The 19,235-nt window shown below is 69.5% G+C and carries 16 protein-coding genes, 1 tRNA gene and 1 pseudogene; 11 read left to right on the top strand and 7 right to left on the bottom strand.

All coding sequences use genetic code 11. The features are described 5' to 3' along the window. Positions 1–30: 30 nt before the first annotated feature. From CWT12_RS10725 to CWT12_RS10710, 4 genes are read right to left on the bottom strand one after another with little or no spacing between them, the layout of a single operon-like run. The gene (locus CWT12_RS10725) at positions 31–1,326 is read right to left on the bottom strand and encodes an arabinan endo-1,5-alpha-L-arabinosidase (protein ID WP_161924789.1); all 1,296 of its coding nucleotides are present in this window, start codon (positions 1,324–1,326) and stop codon (positions 31–33) included. A gap of 5 nt (positions 1,327–1,331) precedes the next feature. Further along, positions 1,332–2,210, bottom strand: a complete 879-nt coding sequence (locus CWT12_RS10720; RefSeq protein ID WP_202616201.1) for a carbohydrate ABC transporter permease — start codon at positions 2,208–2,210, stop codon at positions 1,332–1,334. A gap of 7 nt (positions 2,211–2,217) precedes the next feature. After that, positions 2,218–3,168 (bottom strand): carbohydrate ABC transporter permease, encoded by a 951-nt coding sequence (locus CWT12_RS10715; RefSeq protein ID WP_161924788.1) that lies wholly within the window; start codon positions 3,166–3,168, stop codon positions 2,218–2,220. A 59-nt stretch (positions 3,169–3,227) separates the two neighbouring features. Then, positions 3,228–4,619, bottom strand: a complete 1,392-nt coding sequence (locus CWT12_RS10710) for an ABC transporter substrate-binding protein (protein ID WP_202616200.1) — start codon at positions 4,617–4,619, stop codon at positions 3,228–3,230. Positions 4,620–4,899: 280 nt separating this feature from the next. On the opposite strand from CWT12_RS10710, the gene CWT12_RS10705 reads away from it, so the two are divergent. Both CWT12_RS10705 and CWT12_RS10700 read left to right on the top strand, forming a co-directional pair. Beyond that, positions 4,900–5,937: an arabinan endo-1,5-alpha-L-arabinosidase gene (locus CWT12_RS10705; protein ID WP_161924787.1), complete on the top strand. Its 1,038-nt coding sequence runs from the start codon at positions 4,900–4,902 to the stop codon at positions 5,935–5,937. Positions 5,938–5,991: 54 nt separating this feature from the next. Beyond that, positions 5,992–7,278 (top strand): UDP-N-acetylmuramate dehydrogenase, encoded by a 1,287-nt coding sequence (locus CWT12_RS10700; RefSeq protein ID WP_442862531.1) that lies wholly within the window; start codon positions 5,992–5,994, stop codon positions 7,276–7,278. A gap of 72 nt (positions 7,279–7,350) precedes the next feature. On the opposite strand, the gene CWT12_RS10695 is transcribed toward CWT12_RS10700, so the two are convergent. Next, positions 7,351–8,370, bottom strand: a complete 1,020-nt coding sequence (locus CWT12_RS10695; protein ID WP_161924786.1) for an adenosine deaminase — start codon at positions 8,368–8,370, stop codon at positions 7,351–7,353. A 135-nt stretch (positions 8,371–8,505) separates the two neighbouring features. Here CWT12_RS10695 and CWT12_RS10690 point away from each other — a divergent pair, with 135 nt between their 5' ends. The 3 genes and pseudogenes from CWT12_RS10690 (at position 8,506) to CWT12_RS10680 (ending at position 11,858) form a co-directional block, all read left to right on the top strand. Then, on the top strand, positions 8,506–9,753 hold the full coding sequence (locus tag CWT12_RS10690; RefSeq protein WP_161924785.1) for an aminoglycoside phosphotransferase family protein: 1,248 nt from the start codon (positions 8,506–8,508) through the stop codon (positions 9,751–9,753). A 189-nt stretch (positions 9,754–9,942) separates the two neighbouring features. Then, positions 9,943–11,510, top strand: a pseudogene (locus tag CWT12_RS10685) (alanine/glycine:cation symporter family protein). 180 nt (positions 11,511–11,690) lie between these two features. Further along, positions 11,691–11,858: a hypothetical protein gene (locus tag CWT12_RS10680; RefSeq protein ID WP_202616199.1), complete on the top strand. Its 168-nt coding sequence runs from the start codon at positions 11,691–11,693 to the stop codon at positions 11,856–11,858. 104 nt (positions 11,859–11,962) lie between these two features. Here CWT12_RS10680 and CWT12_RS10675 read toward each other — a convergent pair whose 3' ends face one another. Next, positions 11,963–12,493 carry a hypothetical protein gene (locus CWT12_RS10675; protein ID WP_161924784.1) on the bottom strand — a complete coding sequence of 177 codons (531 nt, stop codon included), beginning with the start codon at positions 12,491–12,493 and terminating at the stop codon, positions 11,963–11,965. Continuing rightward, positions 12,494–13,708 (bottom strand): pyridoxal phosphate-dependent aminotransferase, encoded by a 1,215-nt coding sequence (locus tag CWT12_RS10670; RefSeq protein WP_161924783.1) that lies wholly within the window; start codon positions 13,706–13,708, stop codon positions 12,494–12,496. Between the two features lie 185 nt (positions 13,709–13,893). On the opposite strand from CWT12_RS10670, the gene CWT12_RS10665 reads away from it, so the two are divergent. The 6 genes from CWT12_RS10665 (at position 13,894) to CWT12_RS10640 (ending at position 19,223) form a co-directional block, all read left to right on the top strand. Further along, positions 13,894–13,966: transfer RNA gene (locus CWT12_RS10665), tRNA-Trp, on the top strand. 94 nt (positions 13,967–14,060) lie between these two features. Beyond that, entirely contained in the window at positions 14,061–14,294 is a 234-nt protein-coding gene (secE, locus tag CWT12_RS10660) for a preprotein translocase subunit SecE (RefSeq protein ID WP_161924782.1), read from the top strand. Between the two features lie 102 nt (positions 14,295–14,396). Further along, positions 14,397–15,122: a transcription termination/antitermination protein NusG gene (gene nusG / locus CWT12_RS10655; RefSeq protein WP_161924781.1), complete on the top strand. Its 726-nt coding sequence runs from the start codon at positions 14,397–14,399 to the stop codon at positions 15,120–15,122. 197 nt (positions 15,123–15,319) lie between these two features. Further along, positions 15,320–15,751 carry a 50S ribosomal protein L11 gene (gene rplK, locus CWT12_RS10650; RefSeq protein ID WP_161924780.1) on the top strand — a complete coding sequence of 144 codons (432 nt, stop codon included), beginning with the start codon at positions 15,320–15,322 and terminating at the stop codon, positions 15,749–15,751. 80 nt (positions 15,752–15,831) lie between these two features. Next, the gene (gene rplA / locus CWT12_RS10645; RefSeq protein ID WP_161924779.1) at positions 15,832–16,521 is read left to right on the top strand and encodes a 50S ribosomal protein L1; all 690 of its coding nucleotides are present in this window, start codon (positions 15,832–15,834) and stop codon (positions 16,519–16,521) included. Between the two features lie 281 nt (positions 16,522–16,802). Next, positions 16,803–19,223, top strand: coding sequence for a serine/threonine-protein kinase (locus CWT12_RS10640; RefSeq protein WP_161924778.1), 2,421 nt, complete (start codon positions 16,803–16,805; stop codon positions 19,221–19,223). The last annotated feature ends 12 nt before the right edge of the window (positions 19,224–19,235 follow it).

The following is a 19,235-nucleotide window of genomic DNA, read 5'->3' as shown; positions in this document are numbered from 1 at the left end:
CGTCGTCGACCGGTTGCATGCGGCGTTGCCTCATTCCGCCCGGACTCCCAGCACGACCTCGTCTCTCTCCAGTCCCGCGAAGGCGGTAGAGGCCTGGGTGCGCCAGACGACGGCGTCGACGGCTCGGCCATCGACGTCCAGGGTGGCCCGGGCGCCGCCCTGTTCCGCGGGCGTCGGGAGCAGGGCGCCCAAGTGCACCGCATGCGCGGACGGCGTTGCGGGGCGCGTGGAGCCGGTGTCCATCCGCCACACCCGCCACGGGCCGTCCAGGGCGGCCCCATCCAAAGGCAGCAGGGGGAGCGCGTCGTACTCGACGGGGCTCACCACCGGCCAGCCGGCGGAGGTCAGCGCCATGCGGCGCAGCTGCGCCCGGTGGCGCTCGGGATCGGCGCCGGTACGGACGTGGTGGACCAAGAGCATGCCGTCCGGGGTCACCAGGTGGTTGGAGTGCCCGGGGGCCAGCTCCGTCTCGCCCGAAGTGGTTACCAGGGAGCCGAGGATCTTGGTGCCGCCGTCCACGATGTCACCCTCCTGGGAGCCCAGACGGCGGCCGGCCGCATCGAGGAACGGCCCCTCGGGGTGCTCGGAACGCGCGGCCCGGATGTTGTAGGTGTCGAACAGCGAGTCGAAGGAGCAAATCAGCAGGTAGCGCCCGGTCTCCGCGTCGTACCACATGTGCGAGCCCTCAATGGGGCCGTTGTGCGCGGTGGTGCGCCGGCTGACCGGTACGCCCAGGTCGCCCGGCCGGCGGGGCAGGCCCCGCTCATCCAGGGCGATTAGCCGCAGTCCGCCGAAGAAGGAACCGTAGAGCATCAGATCCGTTCCCTCTGCGGTGCGCACGATTGCGGCATCGATGGCATTGACCGGGTCCTCGGCGCGCGTGCGCACCACCGGTCCCAGATCCGTCCAGGGGCCCTCCAGGCTCGCGGACACCGCCAGGTTGATGCACGAGCGCCGCGAGCCGAAGGTGGAGGCGGAGTAGTACATGCGGTACTCGCCGTCGCGCTCGACGACGTCGGGCGCCCAGATGCCCTGCGCCCCGGACCACTGCTCGGCCGAGGCAGGCACCCCGTCGAAGGCGTGCCCCACCCACTGCCAGTGCAGCAGGTCGTCGGAGCGGCGAACCTGTACGCCGACCCCGGGTGATCCTGCGACCTCGGTGTCCGTGGAGAACATGTAGTAGCGGCCGTCGCGGGAGCGGATGACCGTGGGGTCGTGGGCACCCCAGGCGCCGGGATCGGCCCCGGTACCGGGCGCGTAGGCGGTTACGGGCGTCGCAGTCGGCGCGGGCGAGGGGACCGGGCGGGCTTGCGCGTTGCTATCCATCGGCCTCATGCCTTCGTCCCGGTCAGTGCGACGGACTCAATGATCTGGCGCTGGAAGACCAGGAAGATCACGAAGATCGGCAGCAGTGCGACGATGGAGGCCGCCATGATCAGTGGGTAGTCGGACTGGATGGCGTAGTTGGAGTTGAAATTGGCGATCACCAGCTGCAGCGTCAGCTTCTCGGGGCTGTTGAGGTAGATCGTTGGCGCCAGGTAGTCGTTCCACACGCCCATGAACCACAAGATGAACTGGGCGGCGATCGCGGGGCGGATCAGCGGCAGGATCATGCGGAAGAAGATCTGCGGGAAGGAGGCCCCGTCAACCCGGGCCGCCTCGATCAGCGAGTCCGGGGTGGAGGTCAGGTACTGGCGCAGGAAGAAGATCATCATGATGTTGCCGAACATGCCCGGCACGATCAGTGGCAGCAGGGTGTCCACCCAGCCGATCCGGGAGAACATCATGAACTGCGGGATCATGAGCGTCGGGAAGGGAATCATCATTCCGGACAGCAGCAGCAGGAACAGCCCGTTCTTCCCGGGCAGCCGCATCTTGGCGAAGGCGAATGCGGCCAGTGCCGAGACGAAGGAGCCGACGACCGTCACCGACAGGGAGACGATGAGGCTGTTCTTGATGCCGCTGGCCAGCGGCCCCTCGGTCCAGATGCGTAGGTATGTGTCCCAGTGCGCCGGGTTGGGAATCCACTCCGGCGGGAGCGCGAAGACGCCCTCCTTGTCCTTCAGGGAGGTGGTGAGCATCCACAGCAGCGGAGCGATCATGACAACCGCGCCGATGGCCAGTAGGACGGTGATCCAGATATTGGTGATGGTGTAGCGGGTCCTGGCCTTCATGGGGGTCCGGCTACGGGTCTGCTTGAGAGTCTGCATGGTCGCCTCATTCGACGCTGAACGCGTTGCGCGCGTTCATGCGCATCTGGATCGCCGTGATAATGAAGATGAGCACCCCTAGCACGAGCGCCATTGAGGTCGCGTAGCCCATCTGCAGGTTCTTAAAGGCCTTCTGCCAGATGTACCAGACGATGGTTGCGGCGGAGTACTCGGGGCCGCCGGTGGGGGTCATGATGTTGATCTCGGTGAACATCTGGGATCCGTTGATGATGTTGGTGACGATCAGGAAGAAGGTCACGGGGCGCACCATCGGCAGCGTGATCGAGGTGAATTTGCGCAGCGACCCGGCGCCGTCGAGCTCGGCCGCCTCGTACAGCGACTTCGGCACCGACTGGATGGCGGCCAGGTACAGCAGCATGGAGTAGCCCAGGCCCTTCCAGACGGACATGATGATGATCGCCGGTTTCACCGTCGCGGTGTCCTGGAGCCAGTTGGGGCCCTGGATGCCGAAGAGGTGCAGCACCTGGTTGACCAGGCCGTAGTCGCCGTTGTAGGCCCACTGCCACAGAATTGCGATGGCCGCGAGCGAGGAGATCACCGGGATGTAGTAGACCGTGCGGAAGAAGGTCCGCCCCGGCAGCTTCCGGCTCAGCGCCATGGCCAGCAGCAGCGACAAGACCAGGCCGATCGGAATACCGAGCATGTAGAAGAACGTGTTGAACAGCGTCTTGCGGAAGTAGGGGTCGGAGCCGATGGCGATGAAGTTGTCCAGCCCGATGAAGCGAGGGGCGGATAGCCCGTTCCATGAAGTGAACGAGGCGTAGACGGAATAACTCAGCGGAAAGAGGGTGAACAGCAGGAAGCCGATTACGGGGGCGGCCACGAAGGCCGCCGCCCAGCGGTGCTCACTGCGGTGCAGCGTGGACTTGCGCTGCGGCGCGGCGGCCGCCGTGACCGGCCGTGCGGGCGCGGTCGTAGCAGGGGACGTGGAGGACATGGTGCAAACTCCGGGTTGGCGCTGGGGCGGGCGTTTCCACCCGCCCCAGTGGGTGCGAATCAGGCGCCGGCCTGAGCCTGCTTGGCGGCCTCGACGGCGGCGTCGAGCTTTGCCTGCATGACGGGCTGTACCTCCGCGCAGTACTCCGCGGCGGTCTTGTCCCCGTCCAGCACCGGCTGGATGTTGGTGAAGAACTCGTCGTACCACTCGGGGCTCCAGGTGACCGCGCCCGGCAGGGCGTGACCGTCGGTCTCCACGATCTGGAGAAACTCCTCCTTGTTGGCCGGCGCCGTCTCGGTGTCGGTGGCGTACTCGTCCTTGGCGTAGTCGATCAGGTTGGGGATCTGGATCCCCGCCTCCACCAGCTGCTTCTGGCAGTCGCGGTCGGCCGAGAGGTAGGCGACCAGCTTGGCGGCGAGCTCAGGGTACTTCGTGCCCGTGGAGACGGCGATGCCCAGCGAGCCGATGTAGGTGGACGGCTTGCCGGTCTTGCCGGCGGGGAAGGGGATCAGGTCCCACTCGAAGTCCAACTCCTGGTATGTGGACACGTCCCAGGGGCCGACGGGGAAGAAGCCGATCTGGCCGCGCATCCAGCGCTGGTAGGTGTCCATGGTCTGGGCCTGGGCGATGGAAGGGGTGATGCCGTACACGTTCTGCATGTCCGCGAAGAACTGCAGCGCCTCGGCGAACTCCGGGGTGTCGACCGTGACCGTGGTGTGCTCCTCGTTGCACCAGTCGGCGCCGTTGGACCACACGAAGGCCTGTAGGCACCAGTTGACGTTCAGGCCCGTGCCCCACTGGTCGAGCTCGCCGTCGCCGTCGGTGTCCTGGGTGAGCTGCTGGCACACGTCGACGAACTCGTCCCAGGTGTAGGGCACATCCTTGTCGGGCAGCTCGAGCCCGGCCGCCTCGAACATGGTCTTGTTGTAGCCGAAGGCGAACGGACCGACATCCTTGGGCAGGCCGTAGATCCGGCCCTTGCCCACCTGGGTGCCGTCGTAGCGGTAGGAGTCCACGCCGTAGGCCCAGATGTTGTCCAGGTCGACGTCGCCGAGCATGTCGGTGATGTCCATGACGATGCCGTTGGAGGCGAAGGACATGACCGATCCCTGCTCCAGGTAGAAGACGTCGGGAACCTGGTTGCCTGTGATGGCGGCCTGCAGCTTGGTGGAGTACTGGTCGGCGTCGGTGGTGATGACCTTGACGGTGCAGTTGTTGGCCTTGGAGAAGTTGTCGATGGCCGTCTGGTAGGCGGCCTTCTCATCCGTGCCCCGCGGAACATGTAGGTCAGCTCCGGGGTGCCGGAGGCGGAGGAGTCCGAGGAGGAGCAGCCCGCCAGGGCGGAGGCCCCGGCCAGGGCGCCCGCGGCCAGGGCGAGTGAGTTGAAGGAGCGACGGCTGAGCAGCTGGTGCTTCATCATTGAAGAACTCCGTTCGGGAGAGGTGGGGCATCGTCGGCCCGCTCGATTTACAACGTTAGAAAGTATGGCATGTGACCGGCCGCACGTCAACACCACAAATAGCGCTGGAATTCTGCGGAAAATGCCAGGTCTTGACAGGCTGCGGCGGCGCGTGCAGTATTGTCTATAACGATGTACCAACGGGGTGTGTGGCATTGCGGGCCCGACTGGTTCGGTGGGGCCCACCCGGAGCCGGTCTCTCACACGCCGCTCCCCAAACCGCTTCGGGAGCAAATATGAACCGACGTTCCCTACTTGCTCTAGGAAGCCTGTTGTCGTCGCAGGCGGTGCTCGGGCTCGCCGGCGGTTGCGCCGCGAGGCACGCCGCGGGCGAGGCCGAGCGCGGCCCGGCCGCGCAGCTGCCCACGCTCGCCGGCGACCTCGTCGCGCACGACCCGGCCCTGTTGCTGGACGGGGACGGCCACCCGCTGGCGGTCTTCTCCACCGGGGATGCGAGCATCGCGGGCGGCGCCATCCTGGTGCGCATCAGCGAGGACGGCGGCACCACTTGGGGCAAGCGAACCGGTGCGTGGCGCCTGGCCGACGAGCCCGCCTGGACGCACGAGACGGTACCCGGGCTGACGAACTACTGGGCCCCCGACGTCGTCCGCGTGGGCGAGGAGATCCGGCTGTACTACGCGGTCTCGACATTCGGCTCCTCCCGCTCGGCAATCGGCCTGATGGCCAACTCCGTCTTTGAGCCGGCCGATCCCCAGACCGGCTGGGAGGACCGCGGCGTGGTGATCACCTCCGGCGACGGCGAGCCCTACAACGCGATCGACGCCTCCGTCCTGACCGACGCCGATGGGCGCACCTGGATGGCCTTCGGCTCCTTCTGGGGTGGGATCTTCGCCGTCGAACTCGGACGGGACGGACTGCGAGCCGACCCCGCCGCGGCGCCCATCCCGCTCGCCCACCGCGGCACCGCGCTGAACGACGTGGAGGGGGCCGCCCTCGCCCGGCACCACGGGTGGTACTACCTGTTCGTCTCCTTCGGCAGCTGCTGCCGGGGAACCGACTCAACCTACGAGACCGCGGTCGGTCGTTCTGAGGCCGTCACCGGCCCCTATCTGGATCGGGCGGGGGTGTCGCTCCTCGATGGCGGCGGCACGGTACTGCTGAGCAGCCGGGGGAGCATGATCGGCCCCGGGGGCGGGGCCGTGGCCGGGGACTGGCTGGTCCACCACTACTACGACGCCGACAACGGCGGCACCCCCACGCTGGCGCTGCGCCGGCTCGCCTGGGACGACGACTGGCCGGTCCTGCTGAGCACCGCGGAGCTGAGCGCGCCTGCGCAGGCGACGGCGTGAGTTCGGGCGGGTCGCCTATCCTGCTCCTGCAAGCACGACCCGAGCGGAGCCTCCATGTCACTACCCCCCGACGCCGGCCGCTTCGGCCTGAGCGCGCCCGAACCGCTGTCCGGCACCGAGGCGTGCACCACGCCCATGTCCGTGCATTCCGACCCCGCCGACTGGCCGGCGCCCGTCCCGGCGCTGGCCCGCCCGCTGGGAGCGGACGCCGACGCCGCGCCGACCTTGGCCGAGCTGACCACCCTGCGGGTGGGCGGCCCAGTTGGCGGCTACGTCGAGGCGCGCACCGAGGCCGAGCTCATCGACGCCGTCCGCCAGGCCGACGCCGCCGGCACCCCCCTGCTGGTGATCGGCGGCGGGTCCAACATCCTGGGCGCCGACGCGGGCTTCGACGGCATGGTTGTGCGTGACGCTCGCCAGGAGGTGAACCTATCCGCGGATGACCGTTGCGGGGGCGTGGAGTTCACCGCCACCGCCGGCACCACCTGGGACGACCTGGTGCGCGAGGCCATCGCCAACCAGTGGGGCGGCTTCGCGCCCCTGTCCGGGATCCCCGGCACCGTCGGCGCCGCCCCGGTGCAGAACATCGGCGCCTACGGGGCGGAGGTAGCCGAGCTACTCGCATCCGTGCGCGCCTGGGACCGGGTCGCTGGCCGCCCCGTCCACCTGCCGCTGGCCCGCCTGCACCTGAGCTACCGGGATTCCGCCCTCAAGCGGTCCCTGAGCGACGCCGCCATCGGCGGCGGCCGCACCTGGGGGCCAACGGGCCGCTGGGTGGTGCTGGCGGTGACCTTCGCCGTGCGCAGCGCCTCCCTGTCCGCCCCCATCGCCTACGCCCAGCTGGCAGACATCCTCGGCGTCGAGGTGGGCGAGAGGGTGGATGCCCGCGCCGTGCGCGAGGCCGTGCTGGAACTGCGCCGCTCCAAGGGCATGGTCCTGGATGGGGCCGACCACGACACCTGGTCCGCCGGCTCCTTCTTCACCAACCCGATCCTCACCCCCGCCCAGGCCGACGCCCTGCCTGACGACGCCCCCCGCTTCCCGGTCACCGACCACTCCCGGGCGGTGGCGGGCACCCGGCAGGCGCCCGTCGTCGAGGGGCTGGTGAAGACCTCCGCCGCCTGGCTGATCGACCACGCCGGCTTCGGCAAGGGCTTCGCCCTGCCAACCGCCGGGGCGGAGCCGACCGCCAGCCTGTCCACCAAGCACGTGCTGGCCCTGACCAACCGCGGTCACGCCCGCGCCGCCGACCTGACCGGGCTGCGCGACGCCGTCGTCACCGGCGTGCGCGAGCGCTTCGGGGTCACGCTCGTGCCGGAGCCGGTGCACGTCGGCTTCTAGGTCCGGGCGGGCCCAGGGATCGACCACCCGCACGTGCCGCCCGGCACGCGGATCGGGCAGGCGGCCAGAGGCTTACTCGTCCGCCGCCAGCCAGGCATCCACCTGCGCCAGCCACGCCTGCTTCGAGGCGGGCGAGGCCAAGGAGGCGCGGATGGAGCCGCGCGCAAGCTCCGCCAGCGCGCAGTCATCCAGCCCCAGGTCCCGGGCGAGCTGGTACTGGTCCACCAGCCGGGACTGGAACAGCAGGGGATCGTCCGCTCCCAGCGCCACCTGGGCGCCGTGCTCTAGCAGCACCGGCAGCGGCACGTCACCGGGTTCCCGGTACACGCCCAGGCACACATTCGACGCGGGACACACCTCCAGGCTCACGCCCGCTGCGACGATCGCGTCCAGCAGTGCCGGGTCCTCGCTGGTGCGGATCCCGTGTCCCAGCCGGGTCGGGCCGAGCGCGGAGACGACGTCGCGCACGTGCTCGGGCCCCAGCAGCTCCCCGCCGTGCGGGAGCGAGGCCAGGCCGGCGCGGCGGGCGATCGCGAAGGCCGGCCCCCAGGAGGAGGTCACGCCCGCCCGCTCGTCGTTGGACAGCCCGAAGCCGATGACGGTACCCGACCCGTCCCCGGCGTAGCGCGTCGCCAACCGTGCCAGCGTGCGGGCGTCCAGGGGGTGCCGGATACGGGACGCGGCCACAATCACCGCCACCTCCACCCCGGACAGGATGGTCGCCTGCCTGGCGGCATCAAGGATGATCTCCAACGCCGGTGTGATACCGCCGACGTACGGGGCGTAGGAGGTCGGGTCCACCTGGATCTCCAGGCGCCGCGACCCCTCGGCGGCGTCGTCGAGCGCCGCCTCCAGCACGATGCGGCGCATGATCTCCTCGGTGACCACCAGGTGGCGGGCCGTGTCGTAGGCCCGCTGGAAGCGGAACCAGCCACGATGGTCCGCAGGCACGTGCAGCGGGTCACCATCGAGGAACGAGGTCGGTAGCCGTGCGCCCGCGCCGGACGCCAGCTCAATGAGCGTCTCCAGACGCATTGAGCCCGTGAAGTGCAGATGCAGGTGCGCCTTGGGCAGGGCGGCTAGGTCGCGCATGGCGGGATTGTGCCACTGCCCGCTGAGGGCTTGCCGCTGACCGACCGGGATCACCCGCGCGGTCGAGCACGGTCAAGCACGCGATCCATGCGCGCATCCTGTCACTCCTGGCGCGCATTAAGGCAGACTGTTCCCATGAGCACCGTCATGGCCGACCATGAGCCCAGGGAGGTCGCTCTGCTCACCGGAGCGCGCGCGGCCTCCGTGCTGGCAGCAGCACTGGCGCCGTCCGGCCAGCAGCTCATGAGCTGGGAGGTCCATTCGGTCCACCACCGACCCGGTGCCGGCGTCTCGGTCGGCTACACCGCCGTAGTTGCCCGCCCCGATGGCAGCCGCGCCACCGAGTACCTGTGCGCCACCACCGCCCGCCTGTCCAATCCGCAGGCGGCCGGGCTGACCCGGGTGGCTCCCACCGGCGGGGACGGGCCGGTCGTCTACGTGTGGCGGCACCCGGCGGATCCGGAACTGCCCGCGCTCGCGGTAGCCTGCACTCCTTCGCTGCTGTCGCAGCGCCTGGGTGTCCCGGTCAAGGCCACCATGGTCGCCTATCGGCCCACCCGGCGTGCGGTGGTGCGAGTTACCTATCCCGACTCCACCACCGCCTACGCCAAGGTACTACGCCCTAGCCAGTCCGCGGCATTCGCCGACCGGCACCGCATGCTGCGTGCCGCGGGCGTGCCCGCGCCGGACGTGCTGCGCGATGACCGGGACGGCCTGGTGCTGCTGTCCACTGGCAGGGGCGTGGCCCTGTCCGGGCTGCTCTCCCGCGGCATGGATGAGGCACAGGCGGTACGGGTGTTCAACGCCCTGACCGGGCTGCTGGACTCCCTGCCCGCGGCCGCGCTGCAGCTGGCCGCGCACCCCGCCTGGTCCGAGCGCGCCCGCCACTACGCGCATGCCGCCGCCACCGTCCTGCCGGAGCATGTGGGCCGCACCCGCGCGATCGCCGAGGGGGTCGAGCAGTTGATGGCGGCCTCCGATCCGGGCCCGGTTGTCCCCGTCCACGGCGACTTCTATGAGGCCAATGTGCTCATGGAGGGGGATGCCGTTGCCAGCCTGCTCGATGTCGACTCCCTCGGGCCCGGGCGCCGCGTTGACGACCTGGCCTGCCTGCTCGGGCACGTCAGCGTCCTGGATCACCTGGCGCCGGCCGCGTACCCGCACCTGCGGCCGGCCCTGGAGACCTGGACCCGCCTGGCGGAGCAGCAGGTGGACCCGGTGGCCCTGCGCGCACGCTGCGCCGGCGTGGTGCTGTCGCTGGTTGCCGGCGCGCGCCGGGAGGACGGCGGCCCGTGGCGCGCCGACGCGGAGGGGCGGCTGGCGCGCGCCGAGTCCTGGCTGGCCCAGGCGCGGGAGATCCAGGCGCGTCGCGGCGCCCACTGAGGACTCACTGGGCGGTCGCTGCGCGCGCCACTATTGGGCGCAGGTCCGCGGAGCATCGGGCGGAGCTTCGCGCGGGGACTGCGCGGGGACTGTACGGAGCCTTGCGCGGGGCCCGGGCGCCGCGCAGCCACGTTGTTGACGGTTACGCGCTTGTGGGCGCGCGCAAGCGTGTAACCTACGGCCGCGCCGGTGCCCGCCGGCGGAAAGGCAGTAACCGTGTTCCCCACGCCCCTACCCGCGCTCTTGACCGTACCTGCCCCGGCACCCGGCGCCGTGCCGGTGGCCGAGCCAGCCGCCGCACCCGGCATAGCGGCCGGGCACTTGGTGGCGGCTGCGGGGCCGTACCCGGCGAGCTTCAGTGAGGTGCTGTCCGCAGCCGACGACTTCCTGTGGGGGCCATGGCTGCTCATTCCGCTGCTGCTGGGCACCGGCATCTGGCTGACCGTGCGGCTGCGCGCCGTCCAGCTGCGCAAGCTCTTCCCGGCGCTGCGCTTCGCCCTGCTGGACCGCAGCGGTGGCGAGGCCGACACCGCCGAGGGGGACATCTCCCACTACCAGGCGCTGACCACGGCACTGGCCGCCACTGTGGGAGTGGGCAACATCATCGGCGTGGCCACTGCGATCCACCTGGGCGGTCCCGGTGCGCTGTTCTGGATGTGGGTAACCGCATTCTTCGGCATGGCCTCGAAGTACTCCGAGGCCTTCCTTGCCGTGCGCTTCCGCACCACCGACGCCAACGGCCAGAAGTCCGGCGGCCCCCAGTACTACCTGCAGCACGCGATCAAAGGGCGTGCGGGCACCGCGCTGTCGGTGTTCTTCGCCATCTCCACGCTGCTCGCCTGCTTCGGCATCGGCTCCATGACGCAGTCCAACTCGGTGGCGGCACAGCTGGAGCACTCCTTCGGGGCGGATCCGGCGCTCGTCGGCATTCTCATGGCCATCGCGATCGGTGGCGTGCTGCTGGGCGGCATTGAGTCCATCGGACGGGTCACCGCTGCCTTCGTGCCAATGATGATCGTGTTCTACGTGGGCGGTTGCTTCTACATCCTCGCAGTCAACATCACGGCGATTCCGGCGGCGCTGGGGATGGTGTTCGCAGACGCCTTCACCGGGCACGGAGCCGTGGGAGGCTTCGCCGGCTCCACCATGCTCATGGCCATCAAGTTCGGAATGGCCCGCGGCATCTTCTCCAACGAGTCCGGCATGGGCTCGGCTGCCATCGCCGCCGCCGCGGCCAAGACCAACCACCCGGTCCGCCAGGGCCTGGTGTCCATGACCCAGACCTTCATCGACACCTTCGTGGTGGTCACCTGCACCGGCCTGGTGGTGCTGTCCACCGGCGCCTGGACGGGTGACAACCCGGCCACCATGACCGCGAACGCCTTCACTACCGGGCTGCCCGGGGACTGGGGCACTACATCGTCTCGGTCTCGCTGGTCTTCCTGGGCTGCTCCACGATCCTGGGCTGGGCCTACTACGGCGAGCGCTGCACCGTGCGCCTGGTGGGCGTCCACGGGGTGCTGCCCTTCCGCCTGTTCTTCACCGTCCTGATCTTCCTGGGCACCGTCACCAGCCTGGACGACGTGTGGACCTTCGCGGATATCGCCAACGGTCTCATGGCCATCCCGAACCTGATCGGCCTGGTGCTGCTGTCCGGCCTGATCGCCCGTGAGACCAGGGCCTACCTGCTCCAGGACCCGGACCTGCGGCGCCCCGGCGACGAGTTCACCTCCGTCCCGGAGGATGCGACGGTCTGAGCGGTGAGAGAACTGTCCATTTCTCGCCACTTTGAGCTGCCGCCGGTTCCGGACCCGCGCAAATACGCCGCAGGCTCAGCGCCAGCAGGGACCGTGGGGACCAAAGTGGCGAGAAATGGACACTTTTCATGCTGGAAGCGGTGGTGGACGCGCAAGGTCCCTGTGCCGCTGGTACTCCGCATGAGCCGTCATCAGCACGGCGGGCACCAGTTCTCACTTCACACCGCCGCCGGACTGCACCTGGGCGGTAACGCGTTCTGCCCCGGCGGGTTCCAGCCCACCGGCGGTTTCACCGACGATGCCCAGGCGGTGGACTCCCGTGTGTCTCCGGGGAACTGCCGGGCATAGGGCTGGAGGGCAAGGCGGAGTGCTACTCCTTGTCCTACTGCGTTGTCCTACTGCGTTCTACTCTTTGCTGCGCCGTCTGCATGCCTGAGGCAGGAGTCGGTTAGTCAGGGCGCAGTGGTGCCGTCGAAGCCCGAGGCCGACTCGGCTGAGGCAGCCGTCCCGGAAGGCTCGGCCTGAGCGGTGGGTGCGGTGGAGGTGGCCACAGGGGCAGCGGGAGTGGTGGCGGTGGGAGTGGCGCTGTCGGGGCACTGGACCGCGATGAGTGTCGAGCTGGATGCGGTCCCGGATCCCCGACCCGATGGCCGCTTGGGGTGTGACTCCAAGACGGTAATGGTGCAACCGAGTACTTCGGCGGATGAACCAACGTCTATCCGTGTATCTGGAACTGCTTCACCGTCTCGGCTGAAGTGAACCCAGACGGCCTCGGCGTTCGCGGTTCCAAGAACTAAAGACCAGTCATCGCCTCTGCCAGGTTGGTTCTCTACGTAGCTCGCGGCCTGCTCGCGCAACGCCTCAACCTCGGGCGCGAGCTCCGGGGTGCCCTGGGGCAGCGGCCACCAGAACACGTAGACCACGGCCGCGACGATGAGCGCCAGCGCGCCGATCGCCGCGGCCAGTAGCCGTTTGTGTCGCACTCAGTCGACCTCGGCCAGCAGCTGCTGCATGCGGGTGACGCCCTCGGTGATGGCATCGTCGCTCATGGCGTAGGACATGCGCAGGAAACCGGAGGGGCCGAAGGCCTCCCCGGGCACCACGGCCACCTCGGCGTACTCCAGCAGCAGCTCCGCCAGCGTGGCGGAGGAGTCGATTACGTGCCCGCGCAGCGAGCGCCCGATGAGCTGCTCCACGCTCGGGTAGGCGTAGAAGGCGCCCTTGGGCGTGGGGACCTGCACGCCGCCGATCTCGGAGAGCATCGACACAACCAGCCGGCGGCGGCGGTCAAAGGCGGCGCGCATGTGCTCCACTGCGGACAGGTCCCCGGCCACGGCGGCAAGGGCCGCCCGCTGGGAGACGTTGGCCACGTTGCTGGACAGGTGCGACTGGAAGTTGGTCGCGGCGCGGATGACATCGGCGGGCCCCATCATCCAGCCCACGCGCCAGCCGGTCATCGCGTAGGTCTTGGCCACGCCGTTGAGCACTACCGTCTGCTCGGCCAGCTCAGGCACGAGCGCCACGATGTGGGCCGGCTGGGCGTCGTCATAGAGCAGGTGCTCGTAGATCTCGTCGGTGACTACCCAGATACCGTGCTCCAGTGCCCACTGGCCGATATGGGTGAGCTCGGCGGCGGTGTAGACGGCGCCGGTGGGGTTGGACGGCGAGCACAGCAGGAGCACCTTGGTGCGCTCGGTGCGGGCTGCCTCCAGCTGATCGAGCGTGACCTTGTAGTCCTGGTCCGCGCCGGCGAACACCTCCACGGTGGTGCCGCCGGCCAGGCTGATGACCTCGGGGTAGGTGGTCCAAATGGGGGTGGGCAGCAGCACCTCGTCGCCCGGGTCCAGCAGTGCGGCGAAGGCCTGGAACACGGCCTGCTTGCCTCCGTTGGTAACCAGGATGTCCTCGGGGGAGACCAGGTAGCCGGAGTCCCGCAGCGTCTTGGCGGAGATCGCCTCACGCAGCTCGGGCAGCCCCCTGGCTGGGGAGTACTTGTGGTTGACCGGATCCTGGGCCGCGGCTACGGCGGCGGCAACGATGTAGTCCGGGGTGGCGAAGTCCGGCTCGCCGGCGCCGAAGCCGATGACGGGGCGGCCGGCGGCGCGCAGGGCCTTCGCCCGGGCGTCGACGGCTAGGGTGGCCGAGGGGGAGATGGCGGCCAGACGGGCGGAAACGCGACTCCTAGGTGCAGTACTCACGGGCAGATAGTCTCACGTACGCCTCGGGGGAACCGCAGTGTCATCCCGGTATGCGGCCCGAGGTGGCGAGGTTCTCATAACGGTGCGTGGTGTGCGGCGCGCGGCTTAGCCCGCTGACGTGGCGCAGCCCACGGAGCTGGAGTTCGGCATTCTGGGCATGATGTGGCAAGATTAGTGGCCGCTGAAGGGCAGTGGCGCAATTGGTAGCGCACCGGTCTCCAAAACCGGCGGTTGTGGGTTCGAGTCCCGCCTGCCCTGCTGAGAACGGCGGATCTGTCGGGAGATCCCGTCGGCTCCGTCTTCTCGCCCGTCAGGGCGTGACCGGAACGTCGACCCCGAGGATCACGAGAGCATGAGCGATACAACCGTCGCCAAGGGCGCACGGAAGCAGAGGCGCGGGCCCTTCTCCCGCGTGTCCCTGTACTTCCGTCAGGTCATTGACGAGCTCCGCAAGGTGGTCTGGCCCACGCGGAGTGAGCTGTGGACCTACTTCGCGGTGGTGGTCGTCTTCATCCTGGCGATCATGCTGTTCACCGGGGCCCTGGACGCAGTCTTCGATCGACTCGTCCTGTGGGTCTTCGCCTGAGCGCCAGGCCCGTCGTACTCCTGCCATACCAGCCATACTCGGCGCAGGTCTCACCGCCAGCCGCAGTCGCAGCCACATCCAGTCCGAGGAGAAAGAAGCACCGTGTCCGAGGAGAACGTCCCCGAGGAGCCCGCCGCCGTCGCCCCCGACGCCGATCCGCACAACGCCCCGGCCGAGGTCGACCCGGTCGAGGAGTTCCGCAAGCAGATGTCCTCGCTGCCCGGCGAGTGGTACGTGCTGCACACCTACTCCGGCTACGAGCGCCGCGTCGCCGCGGACATCATGGCGCGCGCCGAGAACTTCGAGCTGGAGGACTACGTCTTTGACGCCGTCGCCCCGATGGAGACGGTCATCGAGCTGAAGAACGGCAACAAGAAGAAAGAGGTGTCGCGGGTCCGCATCCCCGGTTACGTATTCGTGCGGATGGACCTGGATGACCCGGAGACCTCCGAGCAGGTGTGGCGCACCATCAAGGACACCCCCGCCGTGACCGGCTTCGTGGGTGACCGCTACGACCCGGTGCCGCTGACGCTTGAGGAGGCCGTCTCACAGCTTGGCCCCACCCCGGAGGAGGTCGCCGCCAAGCGTGCTGCCGCGGCCACCGCGCCCGAGGAGGGTACGGGCACCCAGGTCGTGGCCGATGGCCAGGTCTACGAGGTCGCCTTCTCCGTGGGCGAGTCCGTGATCGTCACCGACGGCCCCTTCGAGTCGCTGCCCGCCACGATTGCGGAGATTCACCCCGACACCCAGAAGCTGCAGGTGCTCATCTCCCTGTTCGGCCGCGACACCCCCGCCGAGCTCGCCTTCAATCAGGTGGCCAAGATCTGACCGCTGCCCCCGCCGACGGCCCCAGAGGACGAAGGCGGGGAACGGCCCGCCTGTGAGACCGCCCACCGGGCCTCTCACGGACGCGCACGCGGGTCTAAGATTGGCGCTCGCGTGCCCGGTACGCACCCGCGTACCAACACAACCACGCGCTGCACGGCAGGTGTGCAGCACTCCGGACAAGAAAGACCGAATTACCCATGGCTCCTAAGAAGAAGGTCGCCGGGCTGATCAAGCTCCAGATCCAGGCCGGCCAGGCCAACCCCGCTCCGCCGATCGGCCCCGCGCTCGGTCAGCACGGCGTCAACATCATGGAGTTCTGCAAGGCCTACAACGCTGCGACCGAGTCCCAGCGCGGCAACGTCGTCCCGGTGGAGATCACGGTTTACGAGGACCGCTCCTTCACCTTCGTGACGAAGACTCCGCCGGCCGCAGAGCTCATCAAGAAGGCCGCAGGCGTCTCCAAGGGCTCCGCCTCCCCCCACTCGGACAAGGTCGGCTCGCTCAGCCAGGCGCAGGTGCGTGAGATCGCAGAGACCAAGATGCGTGACCTGAACGCCAATGACGTCGACTCCGCCGCCAAGATCATTGCCGGCACCGCCCGCTCCATGGGCATCACCGTCGAGGCCTGAGACCCCGGCCCGTCACCCAGAACCAATATGCGTGGAAGGGCCTGCGCGGCCCGTTCACCACGACTGCTAAGGAGAAGCAGATGACCAAGCGCAGCAAGGCCTACCGCGCCGCGGCGGAGAAGATCCAGTCCGGGATCCTCTACACGCCCGCGGAAGCAGTGAAGCTGGCCAAGGAGACGTCCGTGACGAAGTTCGACTCCACCGTGGACGTCGTACTCCGCCTGGGCGTTGACCCCCGCAAGGCCGACCAGATGGTGCGCGGCACCGTGTCCCTGCCGCACGGTACCGGCAAGACGGCCCGGGTGGTCGTATTCGCCCAGGGTGAGCGGGCCGAGCAGGCCATCGCCGCCGGCGCCGACGAGGTTGGCGGCGACGAGCTCATCGCCAAGGTCGCAGGTGGCTACACCGACTTCGACGCCGCCGTCGCCACCCCCGACCTGATGGGCAAGGTGGGGCGCCTGGGCCGCGTGCTCGGCCCCCGCGGCCTCATGCCCAACCCCAAGACCGGCACTGTCACCATGGACGTGGCCAAGGCCGTGACCGACATCAAGGGGGGACGTATCGAGTTCCGCGTCGACCGCGCCGGCAACCTCAACTTTGTCATCGGCAAGTCCTCCTTCTCCGAGGAGCAGCTGGCCGAGAACTTCCAGGCTGCGCTGGAGGAGGTGCAGCGGCTCAAGCCGTCGACCTCCAAGGGGCGGTACATCCTCAAGGCGACCGTGGCGACGACCATGGGCCCCGGCATCCCCTTGGATGTGGCCAAGCTCTGACCGGCCCTCAGCGGCCTGAGAGGCCCTGAGCGCGCCCGCGCTCACTGCTAGACCGAGGCGGCGGGCCGGCTCCCCAAGCGGTGCCGGCCCGCCGCCTTCGCGTCTCCGGTACGCGGCTGCACCACCCCCGCCGAGTTCGGTAGTTGTTACGTGCCGAGTTCGGTAGATATGGCTCCGGACTGACCGTCATCCGAACGAGACTTTCCGTCTAGGATGTCCCGCAGGCGGCAGGACCGAGGAATCCGCCCAGCCCCACCTCACCCACTCTCGAGGAGACGCCCATGCCCCCGACCGACGATGCCGCCCAACGCCTCGGCAGCGCCTATGTGTTGGATACGCGCATTGGGGCCGGCGCACAGGGAGAGGTCTGGCTCTCCCACCGCACCGACGCGCCCGACACCCCCCTGGCGGTCAAACTGCTGCGCGCCGATCTGCTGGAGGATGCGGGCGTTATCGAGCGCTTCATCCGGGAGCGCGCCACCCTGATGCGCGTGTCCTCCCCCTATGTGGTCGGCGTGCAGGACATGGTCGTGGAGGGCAGCCGCTTCGCCATCGTCATGGACTACGTGGGCGGCGGCAACCTGCGGCGCCTGCTTAATGAACGGGGTGTGCTGCCGCCCGCCGAGGTCGCCCGCGTCGGGGCGATGCTCGCTCACGGCCTGACCGCCGTACACGACGCCGGCATCGTCCACCGCGACATCAAGCCCGCCAATGTGCTCATCGACGCCGGCGCGGGGGAGTCCGCGGAGAAGTGGACACCCCGGCTGGCCGACTTCGGCGTCGCCCGCATCTGCGACACGGTCGCCTCCTCCCATGCCACCGGTGCCATCGGTACTCCGCTGTACATGGCGCCGGAGATCCTTGATCCCGCCGCGCCCACGCCCGCCGCTGACGTCTACTCCCTGGGCGTGCTGCTGTACGAGGCGGCCTGCGGCGTGACTCCCTTCGTCGGTGCCCCGGCCCAGGTGCTGGCCCAGCACGCCCGCCGCGCCCCCGGACGCCCCGACGGCATCCCCGACGCCCTGTGGGCGGTGCTGGAGCGCATGCTCGCCAAGCAGCCCGCTGCGCGTCCCACCGCAAGACAGGTGGCCGCGCAGCTGGAGGAGGCCGGGGCGGCAGTGGCGGGAGCACCGGCCGCAAAGCGCCTGTCCGTGCCACCGCCGTCGGCGTCCGCGCCCACGCCCTACGTGTGGGCCGACGGCGAGGCGCCGCCTGGCGTCCCCCTGCCCCCGACGGACGGTGCGGTCACTCCCGCTGCCGGCACCGCCCCCACGGCGCCGCTGACGGCGGAGCCTACGGTTGTGGCCGGTAGTGGCGGGGCGGCGTCGGCGCCGGAGGCGGATATCCGCACGCGCTTCGCCAGTTCTCCGCAGCTGGCGCCGGAGGCCCAGTCGCCGACCCCGGCCGGCTGGGCGCAGGTGGATGTTCCCGGCGCACCTGCGAGCCGACGCCGGGGGAACCGGGGCGCACGCCGGGGCCGCAGACTGCTGCTGGGGGCCATTGCGGCCGTCGTGGCGATCGCTGTAGCCGGAGGCGGTCTGTACGCCTGGCGTCACCGCGCGGCCGCCCCGGCCGCCACCGCCGTCACCGCGCTGCCCGCCCGCGCGGATGCCGTGGAGCTGCAGCGGATGACGGGTGTCAGCGAGTACCGCATCGCACCCGATCACGGTGCCGTCGCGGCTCGGACGAGTTCCAACTACTGGTCGCTGTACGACCTGGACGCCGCCAACCAGGCCCCGGTCTGGGCCGGGGAATGCGATACGGCGGGCTTCTGGACGGCCGCCACCCTCCTGTGCGTGCGCGATGAGGAGACGCACCTGATCGGCCTGGACGGCGTCGACACCGGTGACGCGGTATCACTCGACGATCGCGCGCTGCTGGGAACCACGGGCAGCGTCGCGATCGTCCGTGACGGCGGCTCCTCGGGCTCGCTGCTCGCCCTGCACTCGAACGGTGAGCAGCAGTGGCGCGTCGACGGCGGCTTCAGGGAGGCGCGTGTCAGTGGGGGCTTCGTGGTCACCTACGAGACCGGCTCGAAGCGGGTGCTCGTGCTTTCCGCCGACACCGGCGAGGTCCTGCTGTCGGCGGCCTCGGAGGACAGTCCCGACTTCGGCTCCTACCTTCCCGGCGGCGTCGGCGTCGATGTGGGTCCCCAGGCCTTCTACGTCGTGGACGGTGACGAGGTCACCGTGTACGACGCCGAGGGCACCGCGGTCGGCACCGTTGCGGGGGCCGACACGCGCACGGACTGGCTGGTTTCGTCCGACGTGACGCCGGAGCAGCTCCTGGCGCTACTGCGCAGCGTCGCCGCGGGCGGCGGTGTGCAGGTACGTGGGAGCGGGGATGCGACGGCGATCGAGGTAGACGTGTTCGCGTGCACGGCGTCCGGCCCGGGCTCCGTGGCCTATGCCGTGCCCGAGCGAACCGCGGGGGAGGCCTGCGTGATCACCCCGGAGGGGCTGATCGGCGGAGACGACGGGGTGCTGTTCACCATGGGGCAGCCCTCAAAGCGCGCGGACGCCACCGGTGACAACGTGATCGCCTACGACCTCGACGGCGGTGAGCAGCTCTGGCAGGTTGCGGGCACCCTGCTGGGAGTGGTCCCGGCGTCGGACAAGGCGGCGGGTGACAGTGCCGGCGCGCCCCGCATCCTGGTGGCCGAGGGGGATGACTTGGTGATCCACGGACTCGTCAAGCAGTGAGACGCGTTCCCG

The sequence above is a fragment of the Actinomyces sp. 432 genome, assembly GCF_009930875.1.
Lineage (GTDB): Bacteria > Actinomycetota > Actinomycetes > Actinomycetales > Actinomycetaceae > Actinomyces.
Note: the sequence above shows the minus strand (reverse complement) of the source record. Positions and strands in the feature narration are given on the sequence as shown.

Excerpts from the sequence above, each read along its gene's own strand:
- CWT12_RS10720 (WP_202616201.1), bottom strand. The coding sequence starts at position 2,210 with ATGCAGACTCTCAAGCAGACCCGTAGCCGGACCCCCATGAAGGCCAGG.
- CWT12_RS10725 (WP_161924789.1), bottom strand. The coding sequence starts at position 1,326 with ATGGATAGCAACGCGCAAGCCCGCCCGGTCCCCTCGCCCGCGCCGACT.
- rplA (WP_161924779.1), top strand. The coding sequence starts at position 15,832 with ATGACCAAGCGCAGCAAGGCCTACCGCGCCGCGGCGGAGAAGATCCAG.
- CWT12_RS10690 (WP_161924785.1), top strand. The coding sequence starts at position 8,506 with ATGAGCACCGTCATGGCCGACCATGAGCCCAGGGAGGTCGCTCTGCTC.
- CWT12_RS10715 (WP_161924788.1), bottom strand. The coding sequence starts at position 3,168 with ATGTCCTCCACGTCCCCTGCTACGACCGCGCCCGCACGGCCGGTCACG.
- CWT12_RS10700 (WP_442862531.1), top strand. The coding sequence starts at position 5,992 with ATGTCACTACCCCCCGACGCCGGCCGCTTCGGCCTGAGCGCGCCCGAA.
- secE (WP_161924782.1), top strand. The coding sequence starts at position 14,061 with ATGAGCGATACAACCGTCGCCAAGGGCGCACGGAAGCAGAGGCGCGGG.
- CWT12_RS10710 (WP_202616200.1), bottom strand. The coding sequence starts at position 4,619 with ATGCCCCACCTCTCCCGAACGGAGTTCTTCAATGATGAAGCACCAGCT.
- CWT12_RS10680 (WP_202616199.1), top strand. The coding sequence starts at position 11,691 with ATGAGCCGTCATCAGCACGGCGGGCACCAGTTCTCACTTCACACCGCC.
- CWT12_RS10640 (WP_161924778.1), top strand. The coding sequence starts at position 16,803 with ATGCCCCCGACCGACGATGCCGCCCAACGCCTCGGCAGCGCCTATGTG.
- CWT12_RS10695 (WP_161924786.1), bottom strand. The coding sequence starts at position 8,370 with ATGCGCGACCTAGCCGCCCTGCCCAAGGCGCACCTGCATCTGCACTTC.
- rplK (WP_161924780.1), top strand. The coding sequence starts at position 15,320 with ATGGCTCCTAAGAAGAAGGTCGCCGGGCTGATCAAGCTCCAGATCCAG.